Raw genomic sequence first — 15,405 nt, forward strand, 5'->3', positions numbered from 1 at the left:
TTGTCAATGTGTTAGCGATTTTTGCAGTGTAAGAGCGGCAAACTTTACTTGCTGCATTAACTTAATGATTTCTTCTCTATCGGGTGAGATATGACAGTGCTTAATGGCTCGATTCAGTTCGCTCATAACTTGGTGAGTAGAAGTGGAAGCGGAATTAGATTCGTTACTGATAACGGCAAATCTCGCTGATTTAACTAATGTGGCGAGCTTTTCTATTTGTGTCGGTGACGTTTGATTTGAAAAAGTGCTTTTTAACTGGTTTAACCCTTGGATCAGCGTGTGCTTTTCTTTTGCTTCGAGCGGTAGCGTGTCGATTTGAAAATGCGCTATGTTGATTATTGATACCGCTTCTTTTTGAGCATTGGTAAGAGAGAAGGGTAAAAACTGCGACATTGAGCGGTGAAACGCCTGTTCATTGTAAATCGTGACTCGACGTTTTGTTCGTCTACTTTTTGAAGCCAGTGCTTTATCAATTTCAGAAAAATGGTTGGCTATGAAAACGGAGTTTTTATCCAGTGGTTTGGGTGTGTGATTCACTTGTTCAAAGTCTGATTTGATTAAAGCGTCGTTGAGTAAATGGAGGTAGGTCGGTAAAAAAGCTTGGTCATTGACCGTCAGCGATTGAGCGGCTTGAACGAGAGCCTCAACACTATCAAACCCCTTTTGATTAAAACCAGAGTTTACCGATCTTGACCAGCCTGAATGAAAGGTGTCATTTAAGTGCAAAAGTTGTTGTGCGTTAGGGCGAAATAACGTTGATTGTGGGACGGTTTTCTCATTATTTTTAACTTGCAAAATCAGCAGGTCATTTTGAAATATGGCATTGATAAACTGCGTCTTGTATTGATAACCGCAACGCTCAGTCAGTTGAGCGAGATAGGCTTCAAAATCTTGATTCGTCGTGTAGTGGAAAAACATATCTCACCTCAGAAATAGCGTTTTGGGGCTATCTGCGAGCGGTGAATCGTTCGAGGTGTATCGAGTGTTGGTAAGACTCGGTTAAACAGTGGCAGTTCACTGTGATATTGACGAAGTTGAGTGTTAAGTTTTGGTATGGTCGTGGTGTATTTAAGATCGTGGTTTTGAAACAGTTTCATAATTCTCCTTTATTATCTTATATCTACTTCATACCACACAATGAAGCTTTAGCAAGTGCATTAACTCTTAAACGACTGGTAAGGAGTCAACCATTTTTAAAATGTGTTGGTTGGGTTGGCTGCGATACGCTCACGCAGTGACGGGCGTAACAACCCTTGTCTTGCAATGGTTTTTGATAATGGTATTGATAGCTTTTTACTTTGCTTTGGAAGAATGGTTTACGCCCGAAATGATCTGGCTGTAGTGTATGATAAAGTGTCACTTGCAGGTGTAGGACGGTTAAACTGGCTGAGTGATTCATAGACAAACTCGGTTTAGTTTTTCATAATTACCGACCTTTTTATCTTAGTAAGAAATACCATGTCCGAAGTAACGATCATTGATAAGCAAAACCTCATTACCACTTTAAAACTGATGCTTGAACCAACAAGAACAGAGAGACACGCCACGCCTGATGTATCGTGGGTTGTGCCAATGGTAAGAGATGTGCTGTTAGAAGAAATGATTGTTCATACACGAGGTAATCAGACAAAGGCTGCACGTCATTTAGGAATGAACCGTGGCACATTACGCAATTATCTCGCCCAGCTTGACGAAGTGCGTTTCCGCTAACCGCTCTTCATACTCACAAAATGCCATGATTTAGGCTCAAAGTAGCGGTTTAGGTGCTACGAGCCACTCAACCTTCGTTATGGCTCAAAATCGTTTAAAATAAGTCATTGCGTAGCGGTGCTTCGAGCGATTCAGTATTAGTGGCGTTTTTATCCCACTTTTGACAAAGCAAAAGTCATCGACTCTGCGAGTCTTAATCTCTGGCTCAACGTAGAGGCATGGATTGTGTTTTTCTTTTTCCAGCCACCGAGCGCAGCGAGTCAAAGAGAGTAAAACGGGTTGGTGCTGCAAGACTCACCTTCGAAATACGATTTGACCGTCAAACCTTACCTTTCTTTTCAAGCACAACGGGAAAACCTGACTAGGTCAGTTTTCTTATAGCTTAAAAAAACTATTTTTAAATACTCGATAGAGGATTTAAATGAGTTACATTATTAAGGTGTAGACACTTCACCACAAATGAGCGTCGTTACAGCGGACAGTTTAACAGTCCCTGGTGACAGTGCTCCAAACACTCATTTGAGCCTTTGCCTCTTGATCCAGCATTAAAATATTTTGTTGTGATTATCTTCACTTCTGCTCTTGATTTTTATTTTAGATATGGCATCACATTAGGAGAAAAGCACAAATAAGAGGCAGTTCAACACGATTGAAAATTGACAGTAAGTTGTTATTTTAAAAGGAAAAAATCTAAATAAACGCTCTTTGTCTTGTGACTTTTTACCACAAATTAAATATGGAGAGCCACATTATGAGCACAATAAACACAGGAGGATCTGAAAAGAAAATCTTAATCGTTGATCGAAGGTTGATTCACACCTATATCAACCCAATTCAGCAACAACTCTTGCCGCCTGACCAATCCATTAAATGCCTGAAACTGGCGTTTTATCTTCTGCACGTGAACCAATTGCAGAATTATTTAAATCACACCAACGTGGTTGAGCACTCTTCAGTTTCTATACAAGAGCTAGGTCGCTTCTTTCAGACTAATCACAATGTGATCCGAGCCGAGTTAAGGAAGGTTAATCACCCTTTGGTGCACATTAAATCGGTGAGTCATACACAAGTACATTTTTCAGTAGACGTGAGTTTTTTTGATTCGGTCAGAGCTATCAAAGAAGACTCAATGAGTGATAAGAAAAAGAAGAAAGAGCAGTCTTATTACATTGATTTAGAGTCTATGAAATCTGAACGTTCAGTGACTCCAATGGTGCTGAAATGGTTTAAGCAGTATTACAAAGAGCACACTGCATTAGACCGAGATTTTTTGTTTCAACTGTTGGGTTTTCCTTGTGGCACGGCAACGCAGCGAAAAAATGCGGTGCGCACTTTGAAGCGTGCAGCAGAGCCGTTGGGTTATCAGTATGACTGTTTTCATTTTTGTGCTGAAAAAGCGGCACAAACATTACGAAAAACAAAACCTAAAAAAGCGGATCGCTTTGACAAATACGTGTGTCACTTTAAGCCTAAAGCAAAACCAGAAAGCCTAGTTCCGACTCTGCCTGAATCTATGTCACAAGCGGTCATTGAAGACTGTGACGAGGATATAATTTCGCTTTACTACGCTTATGATCAATTTACCCAAGAAAACCCTGAGTCAGACGTTTTTTGGTGATTGGAAGTTGGTTCACAATGAAGGAAACTCCTCCGATTAGGTTCTAACGAACTTCAGCCCAGACTTTTGTCCACTTACATTCGGCCAATGTGTTTTGGACTAAGAAAACGAATGATTGTTAGAGGGGGATACTTGTTTTTACGTAATGATTTCTATCTCATTCTCTAGTATAATCTGCTCAATTTTTTTGAACTTGTCTTTTGGCATAAACAGTAAAGAAAACATAATGTTACCTATTCTAAATGCTCTAACTATCGCCCTGCAATCAGATGAAAGACTTGTTATAGACGGCAAGCTTGCTAAGAACAAAATCGTTGAACTGGCTTTGAACCTAGATCCTTCGCTACTGAAACTGCTCTTGTCTGATGATCAGTTAAAAGGTCATTTCTTCCAAGATGTTGATGGTATGTTGATTTTCGACAAAGTGGCTTTTCAACGTTTTGTAAACAACAAATCATTCCTTCCTGATAGTTTCACACAGTTCAAGAACAAAATTGGTCTTTCTGTAGACAGTCACTACCTGAACGAATCTAATGATGTGGTCATTACATGGCCATATAAAGACTGTGTTCTTGAGGGTGGTCAGACAAGAGAAGACCAAAAGCGTAGTGAGGTATTTTGGAATGAAACTCTCGCACCAGAGCAGGTTGATACTCTTCTTGCGCCAAAAGCACTTCAAAACTTTGTAAAGTATGATACAGAGGGTGAAAATAGCGAGTTTCAATTACAGGACAATGATAACTTAATAATAAAAGGTAATAACCTTCTAGCTCTTCATACATTAAAAGCAAAGTTTTTAGGAAAGGTTGACCTTATTTATATTGATCCTCCTTTTAATACTGAAAATGATTCATTTCGTTATAATGACAAGTTCAATCGTTCGACTTGGCTAACGTTTATGAAAAATAGACTTGAAATTGCTAAGGAACTACTGAACCAAAATGGAACGATTTATGTTCATATTGATCATAACGAAGGTCATTATCTAAAGGTTTTAATGGATGAAGTATTCGGTGAAGAAAACTTCAGAAATGAAATTATTTGGCGTTATAGCGGTTGGAACAAAAAACTCAAGAATAACTTTGAAAGAAGGCACGACACTATATTCATGTATACCAAAAGTGATAGTGCTTATTTTGCTTCTTATTTTGAACCATATGCAACTAAAGAAGAGTACCTAGCGACCAGAAAACAAAAGCTTTATACGGATGAAGATGGTAGAGAATACACGTTAGATACAAGAGATGGTGGTAAGCGCAAGTCAAAAATTTATCTCGAAGACTCTATGAAAAGAGGAAAGGTTGTCGATGATGTATGGGCATTAGATAAATTAAACAATTCAGCTAAGGAAAGTGTAGGCTTCACTTCTCAAAAGCGTGAAATTCTTTTGGAAAGAATCATCAAAGCTTCCTGCCCTGAAGGTGGTATTGTTCTCGACTATCATCTTGGTAGTGGGACTACAGCCGCCACAGCGCACAAATTACATAGGCGATACATTGGCATCGAGCAGATGGACTATGTAAATGATATTGTTATAAAACGCTTGAGTGGTGTTATTGAGGGTGATTTAGAAGGTATTTCTAAAGACGTTAACTGGCAAGGTGGCGGTTCATTTGTTTACTGTGAACTGGCTGAACTAGCTTCGAAATACTCAGATCGAGTAGAGCAAGCTCAAAGCTCAGAAGAATTAATTTCAATTTGGGACGAACTAAAAGAGAGTTCAAATCTCTCTTACAAAGTCGATCCTAAACAGTTTGACAAAAACATAAACTCTTTCAATGAACTTTCTTTTGACAACCAACAACGTTTTCTTATTGAAGCAATTGATAAGAACCAACTTTACGTCAATTACTCAGATATTGACGATGAAAGCAATGGGATCTCTGAACAAGATAAGAAATTCAACCAAGTGTTTTACGGAGCATAACGATTATGACAATGCTTCACGAGACTTTAAGTACTCTTAAAACAGCGTTTGGTGAAAACGTTTTTTCTGATCTTGTGCCTGATTATATCAAAGATAACCTGAACCCAAGTTTTGAAATGCGTCCATACCAAAAAGAAGCGTTTGGACGCTTTGAGTTCTATCTTGATAAATACCAGAATAAACCCAAAAATGAACCAATAAATGTGCTGTATCATATGGCTACTGGTTCAGGTAAAACATTGATTATGGCAGGTGAAATGATCACGCTATACAAGCGTGGGTATCGTAATTTCATTTTCTTTGTGAATAGCACTAACATCATTAAAAAGACAAAAGAAAACTTTCTGAACAAAGGTTCTTCTAAGTATCTTTTCAACAGCACAATTAATGTTGATGGTGAACAGGTAAATATAAAAGAAGTTGATAACTTTGCAACGACTAATTCAAGTGACATAAACATTGTGTTCACTACGATTCAAGGTCTTCACGCTGTAATGCTCAACCCGAAAGAGAACGCTCTTTCAATGGAAGATTTTGAAGATAACAAAGTTGTTTTGATTTCTGATGAAGCACACCATATTAATGCTGAAACGAAAAAGAAGAAAAGTAAAGAAGAACAACATTCTGTAGACAGTTGGGAAAATACAATTAGAGAAATTTTCTCAGCAAACAAATCTAATGTTATGTTAGAGTTTACAGCTACAGCAGACATAGCAGATCAAAAGATAAAAGAAAAATACGAAGATATTATTCTTTTTGATTATCCTCTAAAGAACTTCAGAGAAGATTTATACTCTAAAGAAGTTAAAGTGTTACAGTCAGATAGTGAAGCTTTCCCAAGAGCTTTACGTGCAATTATATTAAGCCAATATCGCCGTAAGGTTTTTGAGAAACATAAACTTGTCATTAAGCCAGTAATATTATTTAAAGCAAAAACTATCGCTGATAGTGCAGCTTTTCATAATGAGTTTTTAGACGCTATTGAAAAAATCGGTGAAGAAGATTTAGAAGCAATCAAAAACACTTCTAAGGAAGGTGATGTAATTTATACCGCTTTCCAATTCTTTGAAAATAATAATATTACGTTAGAATCTTTAGCATTAGAGCTTCAAGAAGATTTTTCCGTAGAAAAAACAATTGAAGTAAATAGTAAAAAAGCTGAAACATACCAAATTGAACTTAACTCATTAGAAGATTCTGATAATGAAATACGTGCAATTTTTGCGGTAGATAAGCTTAATGAAGGTTGGGACGTTCTCAACCTCTTTGATATTGTTCGTTTATACGATACTCGTAACAAATGGGGCAAAACCGCTACACAAGAAGCACAGTTGATTGGTCGTGGTGCTCGTTACTGTCCTTTCAAAGTTGAAGATGAACAACCACTATACCAACGTAAGTATGACATTCTAGACGATACTGTAGAAGCGCACGAACTTAAGATTTGTGAAGAGTTGTATTATCATTCAGCTCACAACCCTGAATATATCAGCGATTTAAACATCGCACTTCAAGAAATCGGTATCAAGCCAAAAACTCGTAAAGAGCTTTCGCTAAGAGTAAAAGATAAGTTCAAAGAAACTTCGCTTTATAAATCTGGTTTGATTTATGTGAACAAGCGAGTTTCCTATGATCGTTCAAAGGTTAAAGGTCTAGACAGTTCTATCATAAACACTAATTACTCTTATGCCATTAAGACAGAGCACTCGAACGAACTTACAATTTTTGAAAGTGCTACAGTTAAACATCTTAAGGTAAAAAGAGAACGTGTTAATTTAATTGATGTTGGTAAACACATCGTAAGAAAGGCAATGGCTACCATTCCTGCTTATAAATTTAACGAACTTAAAATATTGTTCCCAAGTTTGAAGACAATAGACGATTTTATTGTCTCAAAAGATTTTTTAGGCTCGATAAAAGTTGAGATTAGTGGGCGAGAAGATATTTTAGAAAATGTCCCACAAATTGAAAAGTTGAAACTGTGTAAGAAAGTTCTTGGTAAGATTGCTGAACAGTTAAATGTAAATCGTATTGATTACGAAGGAACAAAAGAATTCACACCAAAAACCATTAATGAATTGTATGATAAGGATAAGATTCTAAACATATCAAATGATGGTTTGACAGAGCAAGAGTTTGGTATTGCTCAAAGTGAAACAACTAATGAAGAACTTTCTTTAGATCTTTCAGATTGTGATTGGTTTGTCTTCAATGAAAACTATGGAACTTCTGAAGAAAAATATTTCGTAAGATACCTAGACTCAATGATCGATGACCTTAAATCAGTTTATGATGATGTATATTTGTTAAGAAATGAAAAACATTTCAAACTTTACACATTTGATGATGGTCGTGCTTTCGAGCCTGATTTCTTATTGCTTCTAACTAAGAAAGAACAAGAGCTTGAACTCACTTATCAAGTATTTATTGAACCCAAAGGTTCTCATTTATTTGAAAATGATGCGTGGAAACAAAACTTTTTGCTTGATTTAAAGGCCACACACCAAATAGAGCAAGTATGGCAAGGTAAGGAGTTTATTGTTTGGGGGATGCCATTCTATAACTACCAGTCTTCAAAAGAAGATTTTTCACCAGAGTTTGAACAACTATTGAGATAATTCTGTCTGCAATTCGAGCAGTTTTAGGCACTCAACTCAATTGAGTGCCTTTTTTCTTCTGTTTATCCCTTTCGTGGCTTTCTTGGCTCTTCTATATAAGGTTTAAGCTTTAATGCCTTGGTCAGTGCTTTATGAAGGTGCTTATTTTTATAAACACTTTTTTTCATATCAATCAAGGGAAGGTGGTCTCTTGACAGTGTGTTTAGAGGAGCAAACTCTCGCCACAGTTTAAAAGGCGCAATTTGACGGATCTGATGTTCCGTTAACGGCTCATACCTATCAATGGCGGTTTTCTTAAGAGTGATTCGATAGTCTTTACCGTATCTCCCTAATGTCTCGTTATCAATCTCATGCCCCATAAGCTCGGCGGTCATTGCAGGGTTCTCTTCCCGTTGTTTACGTTCGTCGGCAAACGTATGACGTAAACTGTGAAACGATTTCCCTTCTTCTTTTATCTCTAATGCCGTTAAATAGCGATCAAAGGCTTTACTGGTGTTATGTCCATAACCGTCACGACCTTTGACAATATCAGGGAAGAGTAGGTCAGTTTTTAGCTGCCTGCGTTTATATAAATCCTTTAAGTGCTGCACATATTTAATGAAGCCAAGGCGGATCAGTGTTTTGTGAACGGGTACTTGTCGGTGACTATTGATGGTTTTAAGGGTTTTATCGTCGTCATCGTTAAAGTCAATCAACCACGTGCGGTCTTCGGTGTAAATGTCGCTGATCCTTAGCTGGGATAGCTCCGGAACGTGTCAACCTGTTTTGCACCACCCGGAAAATAATTAAATTGCATTTCTCGTGACGCTGGATAAGGTTGGGAAATTCACACCTTTTTCTATCACTTCACTATCAGCATCTTCCGGTACCGGATTAATACTCACTTCTTTGGCTGGCATCGCGACTTTGGGGGCACCTTTAGCAAAACGCTCCGGGTGTGCAGCATAAGCGGCATCAAGACCCGCCTGACGTGTCACTGCCTCCTCTGTATATCTTCCTGTAAAAACATGCTCCGGTGTAAAGCCACCTAACTGGCTGTGATAATGACAGGTGTTGTACCATGTTACATAGTCCTGACACCAACGATTCGCATGCCCATAATCTTCAAAACGACGGGGATAATCTGGTTGATATTTGAGTGTTTTAAATTGTGATTCACTAAATGGGTTGTCATTACTGACCCGCGGACGACTGTGGCTGGCGGTGACTGCAAGCTCAGACAGCAAATCCAGATAACAATGGGCAGTCATCGGCGCGCCTCTGTCCTGATGAAGGGTTAAACCGCTTGATTCAAGGTCATAACGGGTGATTGCTTCTTCCATTAGCTGGGATGCTAACGCACTGTTTTCCTTGCGCGATAGCATCCAGGCAACAATGTAACGGCTAAATAAATCCATCACGACATAAAGTGATAAATATTCTCCCCGCTTTTGAGTGGGTAATTTGGTGATATCCCAGGTCCAGACCTGATTGGGATGTTGAGCCACCAGACGGGGAACCATGTGAGACTGCGCTGGCCGCTGTGCCCGGCGTTCACCATGAAGATTATCTTCACGTAAGAGCCGGTGCATGGTGCTGACTGAGCACAGATATTGCCCTTGCTGCAACAGGTCATAATAAATCTGCACCGGCGGTTGGTTACAATAAGTTTCACTGAGCATCACCGATTTCACTGTTTCTCTTTCTGTATCGCTTAATGCTCTGGGCTGGCGCGCGTGTTTCCGGGAGCGGTGAATCCGGGGCAAAGGGCCACAAAACTGAACACCCCGGATATAACGTCTTAATGTATTGCGGTTGACGTTAAGCACCTGGCAGGCGAGCCTTTGGGAGACAAATGCAGGTAAGGGATGTTGCGCCAGCGTCATGATTTGTTCTCTTGTTCCATCGCTTCTATCAACGCCAAGGCTTTTTTTTGGAGCGAGAGACAACCGTCTTTTACCTCAATCTGATGACGAAGACGGGCGTTCTCTTTCTCTAAGAGCTCAATGCGTTTTTGCTCGGGAGTTTTTGCTGACGCAGGACCGGGGGCTGATTTTTCGAGCCCTTTGATGCCGTTCTCAGCGAATTCTTTCCGCCATTGTGAAAGCTGATTTGAGTAAAGCTTTTCCCGCCGGAGTAAGGCACCAACCTCGCCATGTTTACAGGCATCGGCCTGTTGTATAATGGAAAGCTTGTATTCGGTCGTAAAGATACGGCGGGTTTTCTTTTCCAGCTCCGGAGAGGGATTGACCTGCGGCTCAACCGTTGTGTTCTTTGGCATCATGAACTCCTTTTTCACCCTGATTTGTATGTTATCTCAAAAGCGGGTGGTTCAATAGCAGGTTGACACACAGGGGCTCCCCTAATCGAGCACCAAGATAGAGTCCGAGTAACGGCAGCCAATGTTCATAAGTTCGGTTGTGCTTACCGTCCACGTATTTAGCGGAATTAAAAATCAATGCCAGCTCTTTGGGCGTAAATCGCTCACGTTGCTTTTTCGCCTGACGACGCTGAACTTTGTCTTTGACACGCATTCGTTCAAGAATGTTCACTTGCATATATTTACGCTGAACTGCCCAAATAAAGACACTCTTTAATCTTTCGAGGTTCTTGTTGACGTTCGCTGATTTCATTGGCTCAAACGTGCCTTGCATAGCCAGCAAGTCGTCAATGGACTTATCTTTAAATGCCTTCAATTTCTTTCGGTTTGGAGGCAGTTTTCGCAACGTTTCTATATAAAGGTTAGCGTGCTCATACGTGAGTTCGTCAACAAAGCGATCACCCACAATATCAATGAAGGTGTCGTAGAACGATAAGTTCGTGGTGTGCGTTTTTTCACTTTGCCACTCGCTACTTTGCTCGTCGTAGAACTTTTTGAACAGCTCAGAGACTTTCAGCATGGTTTTAGGCACAACCACAGGTTTAGAAAAAGGCTCGAAATCTTTCAAGGTGACGTCTTCGCCCTTTTCCAGTAAGGCAAGCAGTTTGACAAAGTTATGGGTATCGGCTTCGTTTTCCAGCGTAATGCCTTCTAAAACCAAATCCTCTTTCGGATGGTCGGGCAAATCGGTTCGAAGGGAAGGGGCGTCATCGTGAGCCATATCACTTTTTAACAGCTCAACGACCGTGTGCGAGGCGTTTTCTCTGATCTTCTTAGCGTGGTTTTTTAGTTGATTTGGGCTGGACGGGGGCGGTTTTGGCTTCTGTCTTTTAACGACCATACGAGCAATACTGACCGACGGCTCGGCTGCTGAACGACGCTCATTGGCTGCGCTTTGTTCCTGATAAGTGAATCGCTCCTTAAAAGCGATCTGCTCGATATATGGTGTGGGATCGGACAACGACGGGGAAGAGAGAAGATCAATAATCGCAATAAAGCGATTGATTTTATCCACGTTACTTAAATCAATATCAGAAAGCGTCAACCCCTCTAAATCTGGGAAGGTGTTAAAAGCGTATTTGATTCGACCTTTTCTTTCTAACAGAGAATAGAGTTGCTGAGTAAATTGTTGATCGAGTATGGCTTCTTTGGTGCGTTGTTCGAGCATCAATTGACGCTTCATTTCGGGATCTATGTCTTTGAATACGGTTAACTCTCTTTCCATAGATTGCTGTCGCTCCCTAATTTGGGTAAAGAGCAAATCAAACATCACCTTATGCTCTCTTGCTTTGACGAGAGCGTCGGCTTTGCATTTTGTGTGAAGACTTATTTTCACTTCTTTTTTTGCTCTGGGTATGAGCGTTATGATATCTAACGGGGTGCGTTGACGAAAGTAGAACGTGTGGTATCTGCCAACTTGAAGGTAGTTGAGTTTTTGCATTGTGTGTCTCACCTGTGTGGCTCACCTGCAAAATCGCCTAGTTTATCTCCGTTTGCTTGAAAAGTGGATACAAAAAAGGCTTGTAAATCATTGATTCACAAGCCTTTTTTCTTTCCAATTGGTGGAGCTGGGGGGATTTGAACCCCCGTCCGAAAACCATCCATCTTTGGCGCTACATGCTTAGTCGATCTTTAATTTCGCCACCCACCTGCGAACCGACACGCGAATGAATGACTAACCTGAATTAGATCTCACGCTTCATCTCTCAGGTGGGAGAATCCACGCCAGCTTGATTGGGTTTGACCTTCCTGATTCCCCGTCCTACAAGCGGAGGCTGGGGAGGAAGGGCTCTGAGCAGGTTATTAAGCTGCTAGTGCGTAGTTTTCGTCGTTTGCGACTATTTTTTTGCGGTTTGTTAACGAGGCCTACCGCACCTCGGCATGCTCCTCAGACTGCAGTATTCCCGTCGAATCCTGAATCAGCCCCTGAGTTGAAGAGGCATAGTACCAGAATTGTGATTGCTGTCCAGTGTTGCTGTGTTAACTGGTTAAGTTTAATTCGTTTTTCTGCTGCGCCTGTCTGGTTAATTGTTTTTGCACCCTCAAAGCAAGCTCCTAAACTTAATTTGTACCTATCGTATCCGGCTTTGCGGGTATTTGGGGGAAGAGGAGAGAGAATCTTATGAAATCATCTGATTGTAAATGCCGTTATCAATCTCCTGATGGATGGGAGTGTGATCAGGATGCCGGTGAATCTGGTTTATGTTACTGGCATGATCCAAACATCAATAAAAGCAAAGATAATGTGAAAGAGGAAGTGGAGGCCTGGGCTAAGTCTGGTCGTCCTCTGGATGGATTTCAGTTGGCAAGAACAAAACTTCGTGACATTAATCTGGTCAATCATGGCAATAAGGAAGGCTTTAAATGCCGGAATGCAGACTTCTATCGTGCAGACCTGACAGAAGCACACTGTTTTGGGCTGGATTTACGTGGTTCTTCTTTGATGAAAGCCAGGTTGATGGATGCAAACCTTCACTGTGCAAAGATTGAAGACTGTAACCTGTTGGGCGCAGATTTAACCCGAGCGAAGCTGGAAAATATTGACTGGGGGCGTTACCTGAAACAGGAAAGAGCTGCATTCGAAAGCCTGAAGATGAAAGATAAGGCCAGATCGGCCAGTTTGCTTCAGGAAGCTGAGGAGGTGTGCCGGAATATCCGTAAACAGTGTGAAAAGCAGGGGTTATTTGAAAAAGCCGGGTTGTTTTTTAAGAAAGAGATGCGGCTGAGACGTTATCAGATGCCATGTCTGAGCCTGAAGCGGTTTATTTCAAAAATTGTTGATCTGTTCTGTGGCTATGGGGAAGAACCGCTGCGGGTGGTATTTTTCTCAATTTTTATGATTCTCAGCTGCGCAGTGATTTACTTTGTGTTGGATACCACCTCTGACAGCCCCTTATATGCAGGGACAGAAGGGTGGTTGTTTTATGTGCTGGAGTTTATGAATGCGATCTATTTTAGTGTGGTGACATTTACAACGCTTGGATATGGAGATATTTCACCGGTAGGCATTGCCCGCTTCGTGGCTGCATTAGAAGCCTTTATTGGTAGTTTTATGATGGCGTTGTTTGTGGTGGTTTTTGTGAAAAAAATGACCCGATAAAACACCCGGATATCAGGCAAAACAATACACCAGAATCAGCGGCTGATTCTGGTGTATGCCGGTAAGAACGTTTTACTGATGTGATTGCTGACTAACGCAATCCGCTTTTCATCACACGGGATTTTTCACGCTGCCAGTCGCGTTCTTTTACATCGGCCCGTTTATCATGGAGTTTCTTACCTTTAGCGACGCCTATTTTCAGCTTCGCCCATGAGCGGGACCAATACAGCGATAATGCTGTCAGCGTCATGCCTTCACGATTTACCCGGCCAAACAAATTGTCCAGCTCCCGGCGTGACATCAGTAATTTTCTGACACGGACCGGGTCAGCGACAACATGCGTTGAAGCCTGTTGCAGTGGCGTGATAGTCATGCCGGAAACATATGCTTCTCCGTCACGCAGGAAGACGTAGCTTTCTGCAATGTTTGCTTTTCCCTGGCGAAGTGCTTTCACTTCCCAGCCCTGAAGAGCCAGACCTGCTTCAATTTCATCTTCGATGAAATACTCATGTCTCGCTCTTTTATTCTGAGCAATCGTATTGCTCCCTGATTTTGTGTTTGATTTTTTCTTTGCCATAGTGGGCGTATTATACGGGTTGGTTTTTACTTAGGAAATCCTTTTATTTGCGTTAGACCGGAATAAAAGTAAAATTAGCTTCAATCAATTCAATCGCTGGCATTTTATGACAGCAGACTGAACACAGGAGAATCAATGAAGCAGGTGAGTCGTTCGGCTTTGGTCTCTTTCAGCGCTGAACAGATGTTTAATTTAGTCAATGATGTCATGCGTTATCCGGAATTCTTACCCGGTTGTTCTGGTGCGAAGGTGATAGAAGCGACCGAAGAAACAATGGTCGCTTCGGTCGATGTCGCGAAAGCGGGTATCCGCAAAACCTTCACGACATCAAATCAGATGAAGTATGGCGAATTTATTTTACTGGATTTGGTTGAAGGTCCGTTTAAGACATTGCGGGGTGCATGGCATTTTACGCCATTAGATGAGTTAGCCTGCAAAGTTGAGTTGAAGCTGGAATTTGAATTTTCCAGCAAGATGATTGAAATGGCCTTTGGCCGGGTTTTTCATGAGTTAACCAATAATATGGTCAATGCATTCACGCATCGGGCAAAGCAGGTGTATGTATGACAGAAACAGCGTCCGGAATGATTCATGTTGAAGTTGTTTATGCGTTACCACATGAGCAGCGTGTGATGTCTCTGGTTGTCGATCAGGCAACTACTGTAGAGGAAATCATTCTTCAGTCAGGCATCCTGGCTATTTATCCTGAAATTGATTTAAGTAAAAACAAAGTGGGTGTATTCAGCCGGAATGTTAAGCTGGATACGACTGTCAGAGATCAGGACAGAATCGAGATTTATCGTCCGTTAGTTGCTGATCCAAAAGAAATTCGCCGGAAACGGGCAGAGCAGGCGAAAGCTACCGGTCATGCTGATCCGGTCACGGGTGGTAAGCCAAATCAGCTCAGAAAGGGCTGAAAGATTCAAAAAATAATGGCACAGATAAAAAGTCCGCAGGTGCGGACTTTTTACTGGTTGTTTAAATTGAAGTCAGGCCCTGAAATTAATGCAGGCCTTCAAAGAAATTATCACCGTTGGAGAAATCGCCAGCAATCTTAATCAAGCCACCATCTTTATCGAAATCCACAATCAGGTTTTTCTGCACAGGATCCTGATGACCTGCTACATGATGATAAATGTAATACCAGGTATCCGGATACCCACTTTCAACCAACATTGGCGAACCAAGAACATAACGAACCTGTTCCTTCGTCATACCAAACTTCAGACGGTTGACTGCTTGTTGTTCGACATAATTTCCCTGATTAATATCGATCCGGTAAACAAGCATATCGGAGATGGATGAACAACCGGCTAATAGTGATACTGCCAGCGGTAAAATCAAAAGGCTCTTCTTTAAATGCATAGGTTGCTAACTTATAAATCTATCTATATTTCAACAGTAGTGATAATAACAAGCTCAGAACAGAAGTAAAAGATTCTCTGTGTTCTGAGCTTATTCTGACTGCGATTTCTAAGTTTGGTTGCACTTATCTC

At 40.9% G+C, this 15,405-nt stretch carries 13 protein-coding genes, 1 other RNA gene and 1 pseudogene; 7 read left to right on the forward strand and 8 right to left on the reverse strand.

Annotated features, from left to right (window positions below):
• Nucleotides 1-3: 3 nt before the first annotated feature.
• On the reverse strand, nucleotides 4-918 hold the full coding sequence (locus tag OC443_RS05840) for a hypothetical protein (protein WP_073582718.1): 915 nt from the start codon (nucleotides 916-918) through the stop codon (nucleotides 4-6).
• Nucleotides 919-1,458: 540 nt separating this feature from the next.
• Here OC443_RS05840 and OC443_RS05845 point away from each other — a divergent pair.
• The 4 genes from OC443_RS05845 (at nucleotide 1,459) to OC443_RS05860 (ending at nucleotide 7,873) form a co-directional block, all read left to right on the forward strand.
• The gene (locus OC443_RS05845; RefSeq protein ID WP_073582720.1) at nucleotides 1,459-1,710 is read left to right on the forward strand and encodes a helix-turn-helix domain-containing protein; all 252 of its coding nucleotides are present in this window, start codon (nucleotides 1,459-1,461) and stop codon (nucleotides 1,708-1,710) included.
• A 751-nt stretch (nucleotides 1,711-2,461) separates the two neighbouring features.
• The gene (locus OC443_RS05850) at nucleotides 2,462-3,328 is read left to right on the forward strand and encodes a hypothetical protein (RefSeq protein WP_073582722.1); all 867 of its coding nucleotides are present in this window, start codon (nucleotides 2,462-2,464) and stop codon (nucleotides 3,326-3,328) included.
• A 226-nt stretch (nucleotides 3,329-3,554) separates the two neighbouring features.
• The gene (locus tag OC443_RS05855; protein WP_073582724.1) at nucleotides 3,555-5,255 is read left to right on the forward strand and encodes a DNA methyltransferase; all 1,701 of its coding nucleotides are present in this window, start codon (nucleotides 3,555-3,557) and stop codon (nucleotides 5,253-5,255) included.
• A gap of 5 nt (nucleotides 5,256-5,260) precedes the next feature.
• Nucleotides 5,261-7,873: a DEAD/DEAH box helicase family protein gene (locus tag OC443_RS05860; RefSeq protein ID WP_073582726.1), complete on the forward strand. Its 2,613-nt coding sequence runs from the start codon at nucleotides 5,261-5,263 to the stop codon at nucleotides 7,871-7,873.
• A 62-nt stretch (nucleotides 7,874-7,935) separates the two neighbouring features.
• Here OC443_RS05860 and OC443_RS05865 read toward each other — a convergent pair.
• From OC443_RS05865 to ssrA, 5 genes and pseudogenes are all read right to left on the reverse strand, one after another.
• A pseudogene (locus OC443_RS05865) lies at nucleotides 7,936-8,607 on the reverse strand (tyrosine-type recombinase/integrase); the annotation flags it as partial.
• A gap of 51 nt (nucleotides 8,608-8,658) precedes the next feature.
• Complete coding sequence (locus OC443_RS05870; RefSeq protein ID WP_262021643.1) at nucleotides 8,659-9,738, reverse strand: IS3 family transposase; 1,080 nt, start codon at nucleotides 9,736-9,738, stop codon at nucleotides 8,659-8,661.
• Nucleotides 9,735-10,136 (reverse strand): transposase, encoded by a 402-nt coding sequence (locus tag OC443_RS05875; protein WP_143169414.1) that lies wholly within the window; start codon nucleotides 10,134-10,136, stop codon nucleotides 9,735-9,737. Before OC443_RS05875 ends, OC443_RS05870 begins: the two co-directional genes overlap by 4 nt.
• Before the next feature lie 28 nt (nucleotides 10,137-10,164).
• A complete protein-coding gene (locus OC443_RS05880; protein WP_073579580.1) occupies nucleotides 10,165-11,673 on the reverse strand; it encodes a DUF6538 domain-containing protein in 1,509 nt (502 codons plus the stop codon).
• A 119-nt stretch (nucleotides 11,674-11,792) separates the two neighbouring features.
• Nucleotides 11,793-12,159: a transfer-messenger RNA gene (gene ssrA / locus OC443_RS05885) on the reverse strand.
• Between the two features lie 195 nt (nucleotides 12,160-12,354).
• On the opposite strand from ssrA, the gene OC443_RS05890 reads away from it, so the two are divergent.
• Nucleotides 12,355-13,332 (forward strand): ion channel, encoded by a 978-nt coding sequence (locus OC443_RS05890; protein ID WP_073579581.1) that lies wholly within the window; start codon nucleotides 12,355-12,357, stop codon nucleotides 13,330-13,332.
• Nucleotides 13,333-13,423: 91 nt separating this feature from the next.
• Here the strand turns inward: OC443_RS05890 and smpB are convergent, their stop codons facing one another.
• Complete coding sequence (gene smpB / locus OC443_RS05895) at nucleotides 13,424-13,909, reverse strand: SsrA-binding protein SmpB (protein WP_073579582.1); 486 nt, start codon at nucleotides 13,907-13,909, stop codon at nucleotides 13,424-13,426.
• 135 nt (nucleotides 13,910-14,044) lie between these two features.
• Here smpB and OC443_RS05900 point away from each other — a divergent pair, with 135 nt between their 5' ends.
• Together OC443_RS05900 and OC443_RS05905 are read left to right on the forward strand one after the other, a co-directional pair.
• Entirely contained in the window at nucleotides 14,045-14,476 is a 432-nt protein-coding gene (locus OC443_RS05900) for an SRPBCC family protein (RefSeq protein ID WP_073579583.1), read from the forward strand.
• Complete coding sequence (locus OC443_RS05905) at nucleotides 14,473-14,826, forward strand: RnfH family protein (RefSeq protein ID WP_073579584.1); 354 nt, start codon at nucleotides 14,473-14,475, stop codon at nucleotides 14,824-14,826. The genes OC443_RS05900 and OC443_RS05905 overlap by 4 nt, the downstream gene beginning before the upstream one ends.
• Before the next feature lie 85 nt (nucleotides 14,827-14,911).
• On the opposite strand, the gene bamE is transcribed toward OC443_RS05905, so the two are convergent.
• Nucleotides 14,912-15,274 (reverse strand): outer membrane protein assembly factor BamE, encoded by a 363-nt coding sequence (gene bamE / locus OC443_RS05910; protein ID WP_073579585.1) that lies wholly within the window; start codon nucleotides 15,272-15,274, stop codon nucleotides 14,912-14,914.
• Nucleotides 15,275-15,405 lie beyond the last annotated feature (131 nt).

The sequence above is a fragment of the Vibrio quintilis genome (genome assembly GCF_024529975.1).
Classification (GTDB): Bacteria; Pseudomonadota; Gammaproteobacteria; order Enterobacterales; family Vibrionaceae; genus Vibrio; species Vibrio quintilis.

Bases quoted from the DNA above. Each gene is read 5' to 3' on its own strand.
- OC443_RS05875 (WP_143169414.1), bottom strand. From the start codon at position 10,136: ATGATGCCAAAGAACACAACGGTTGAGCCGCAGGTCAATCCCTCTCCG.
- OC443_RS05880 (WP_073579580.1), bottom strand. From the start codon at position 11,673: ATGCAAAAACTCAACTACCTTCAAGTTGGCAGATACCACACGTTCTAC.
- OC443_RS05855 (WP_073582724.1), top strand. From the start codon at position 3,555: ATGTTACCTATTCTAAATGCTCTAACTATCGCCCTGCAATCAGATGAA.
- OC443_RS05905 (WP_073579584.1), top strand. From the start codon at position 14,473: ATGACAGAAACAGCGTCCGGAATGATTCATGTTGAAGTTGTTTATGCG.
- bamE (WP_073579585.1), bottom strand. From the start codon at position 15,274: ATGCATTTAAAGAAGAGCCTTTTGATTTTACCGCTGGCAGTATCACTA.
- OC443_RS05870 (WP_262021643.1), bottom strand. From the start codon at position 9,738: ATGACGCTGGCGCAACATCCCTTACCTGCATTTGTCTCCCAAAGGCTC.
- OC443_RS05840 (WP_073582718.1), bottom strand. From the start codon at position 918: ATGTTTTTCCACTACACGACGAATCAAGATTTTGAAGCCTATCTCGCT.
- OC443_RS05860 (WP_073582726.1), top strand. From the start codon at position 5,261: ATGACAATGCTTCACGAGACTTTAAGTACTCTTAAAACAGCGTTTGGT.
- OC443_RS05845 (WP_073582720.1), top strand. From the start codon at position 1,459: ATGTCCGAAGTAACGATCATTGATAAGCAAAACCTCATTACCACTTTA.
- OC443_RS05890 (WP_073579581.1), top strand. From the start codon at position 12,355: ATGAAATCATCTGATTGTAAATGCCGTTATCAATCTCCTGATGGATGG.
- smpB (WP_073579582.1), bottom strand. From the start codon at position 13,909: ATGGCAAAGAAAAAATCAAACACAAAATCAGGGAGCAATACGATTGCT.
- OC443_RS05850 (WP_073582722.1), top strand. From the start codon at position 2,462: ATGAGCACAATAAACACAGGAGGATCTGAAAAGAAAATCTTAATCGTT.
- OC443_RS05900 (WP_073579583.1), top strand. From the start codon at position 14,045: ATGAAGCAGGTGAGTCGTTCGGCTTTGGTCTCTTTCAGCGCTGAACAG.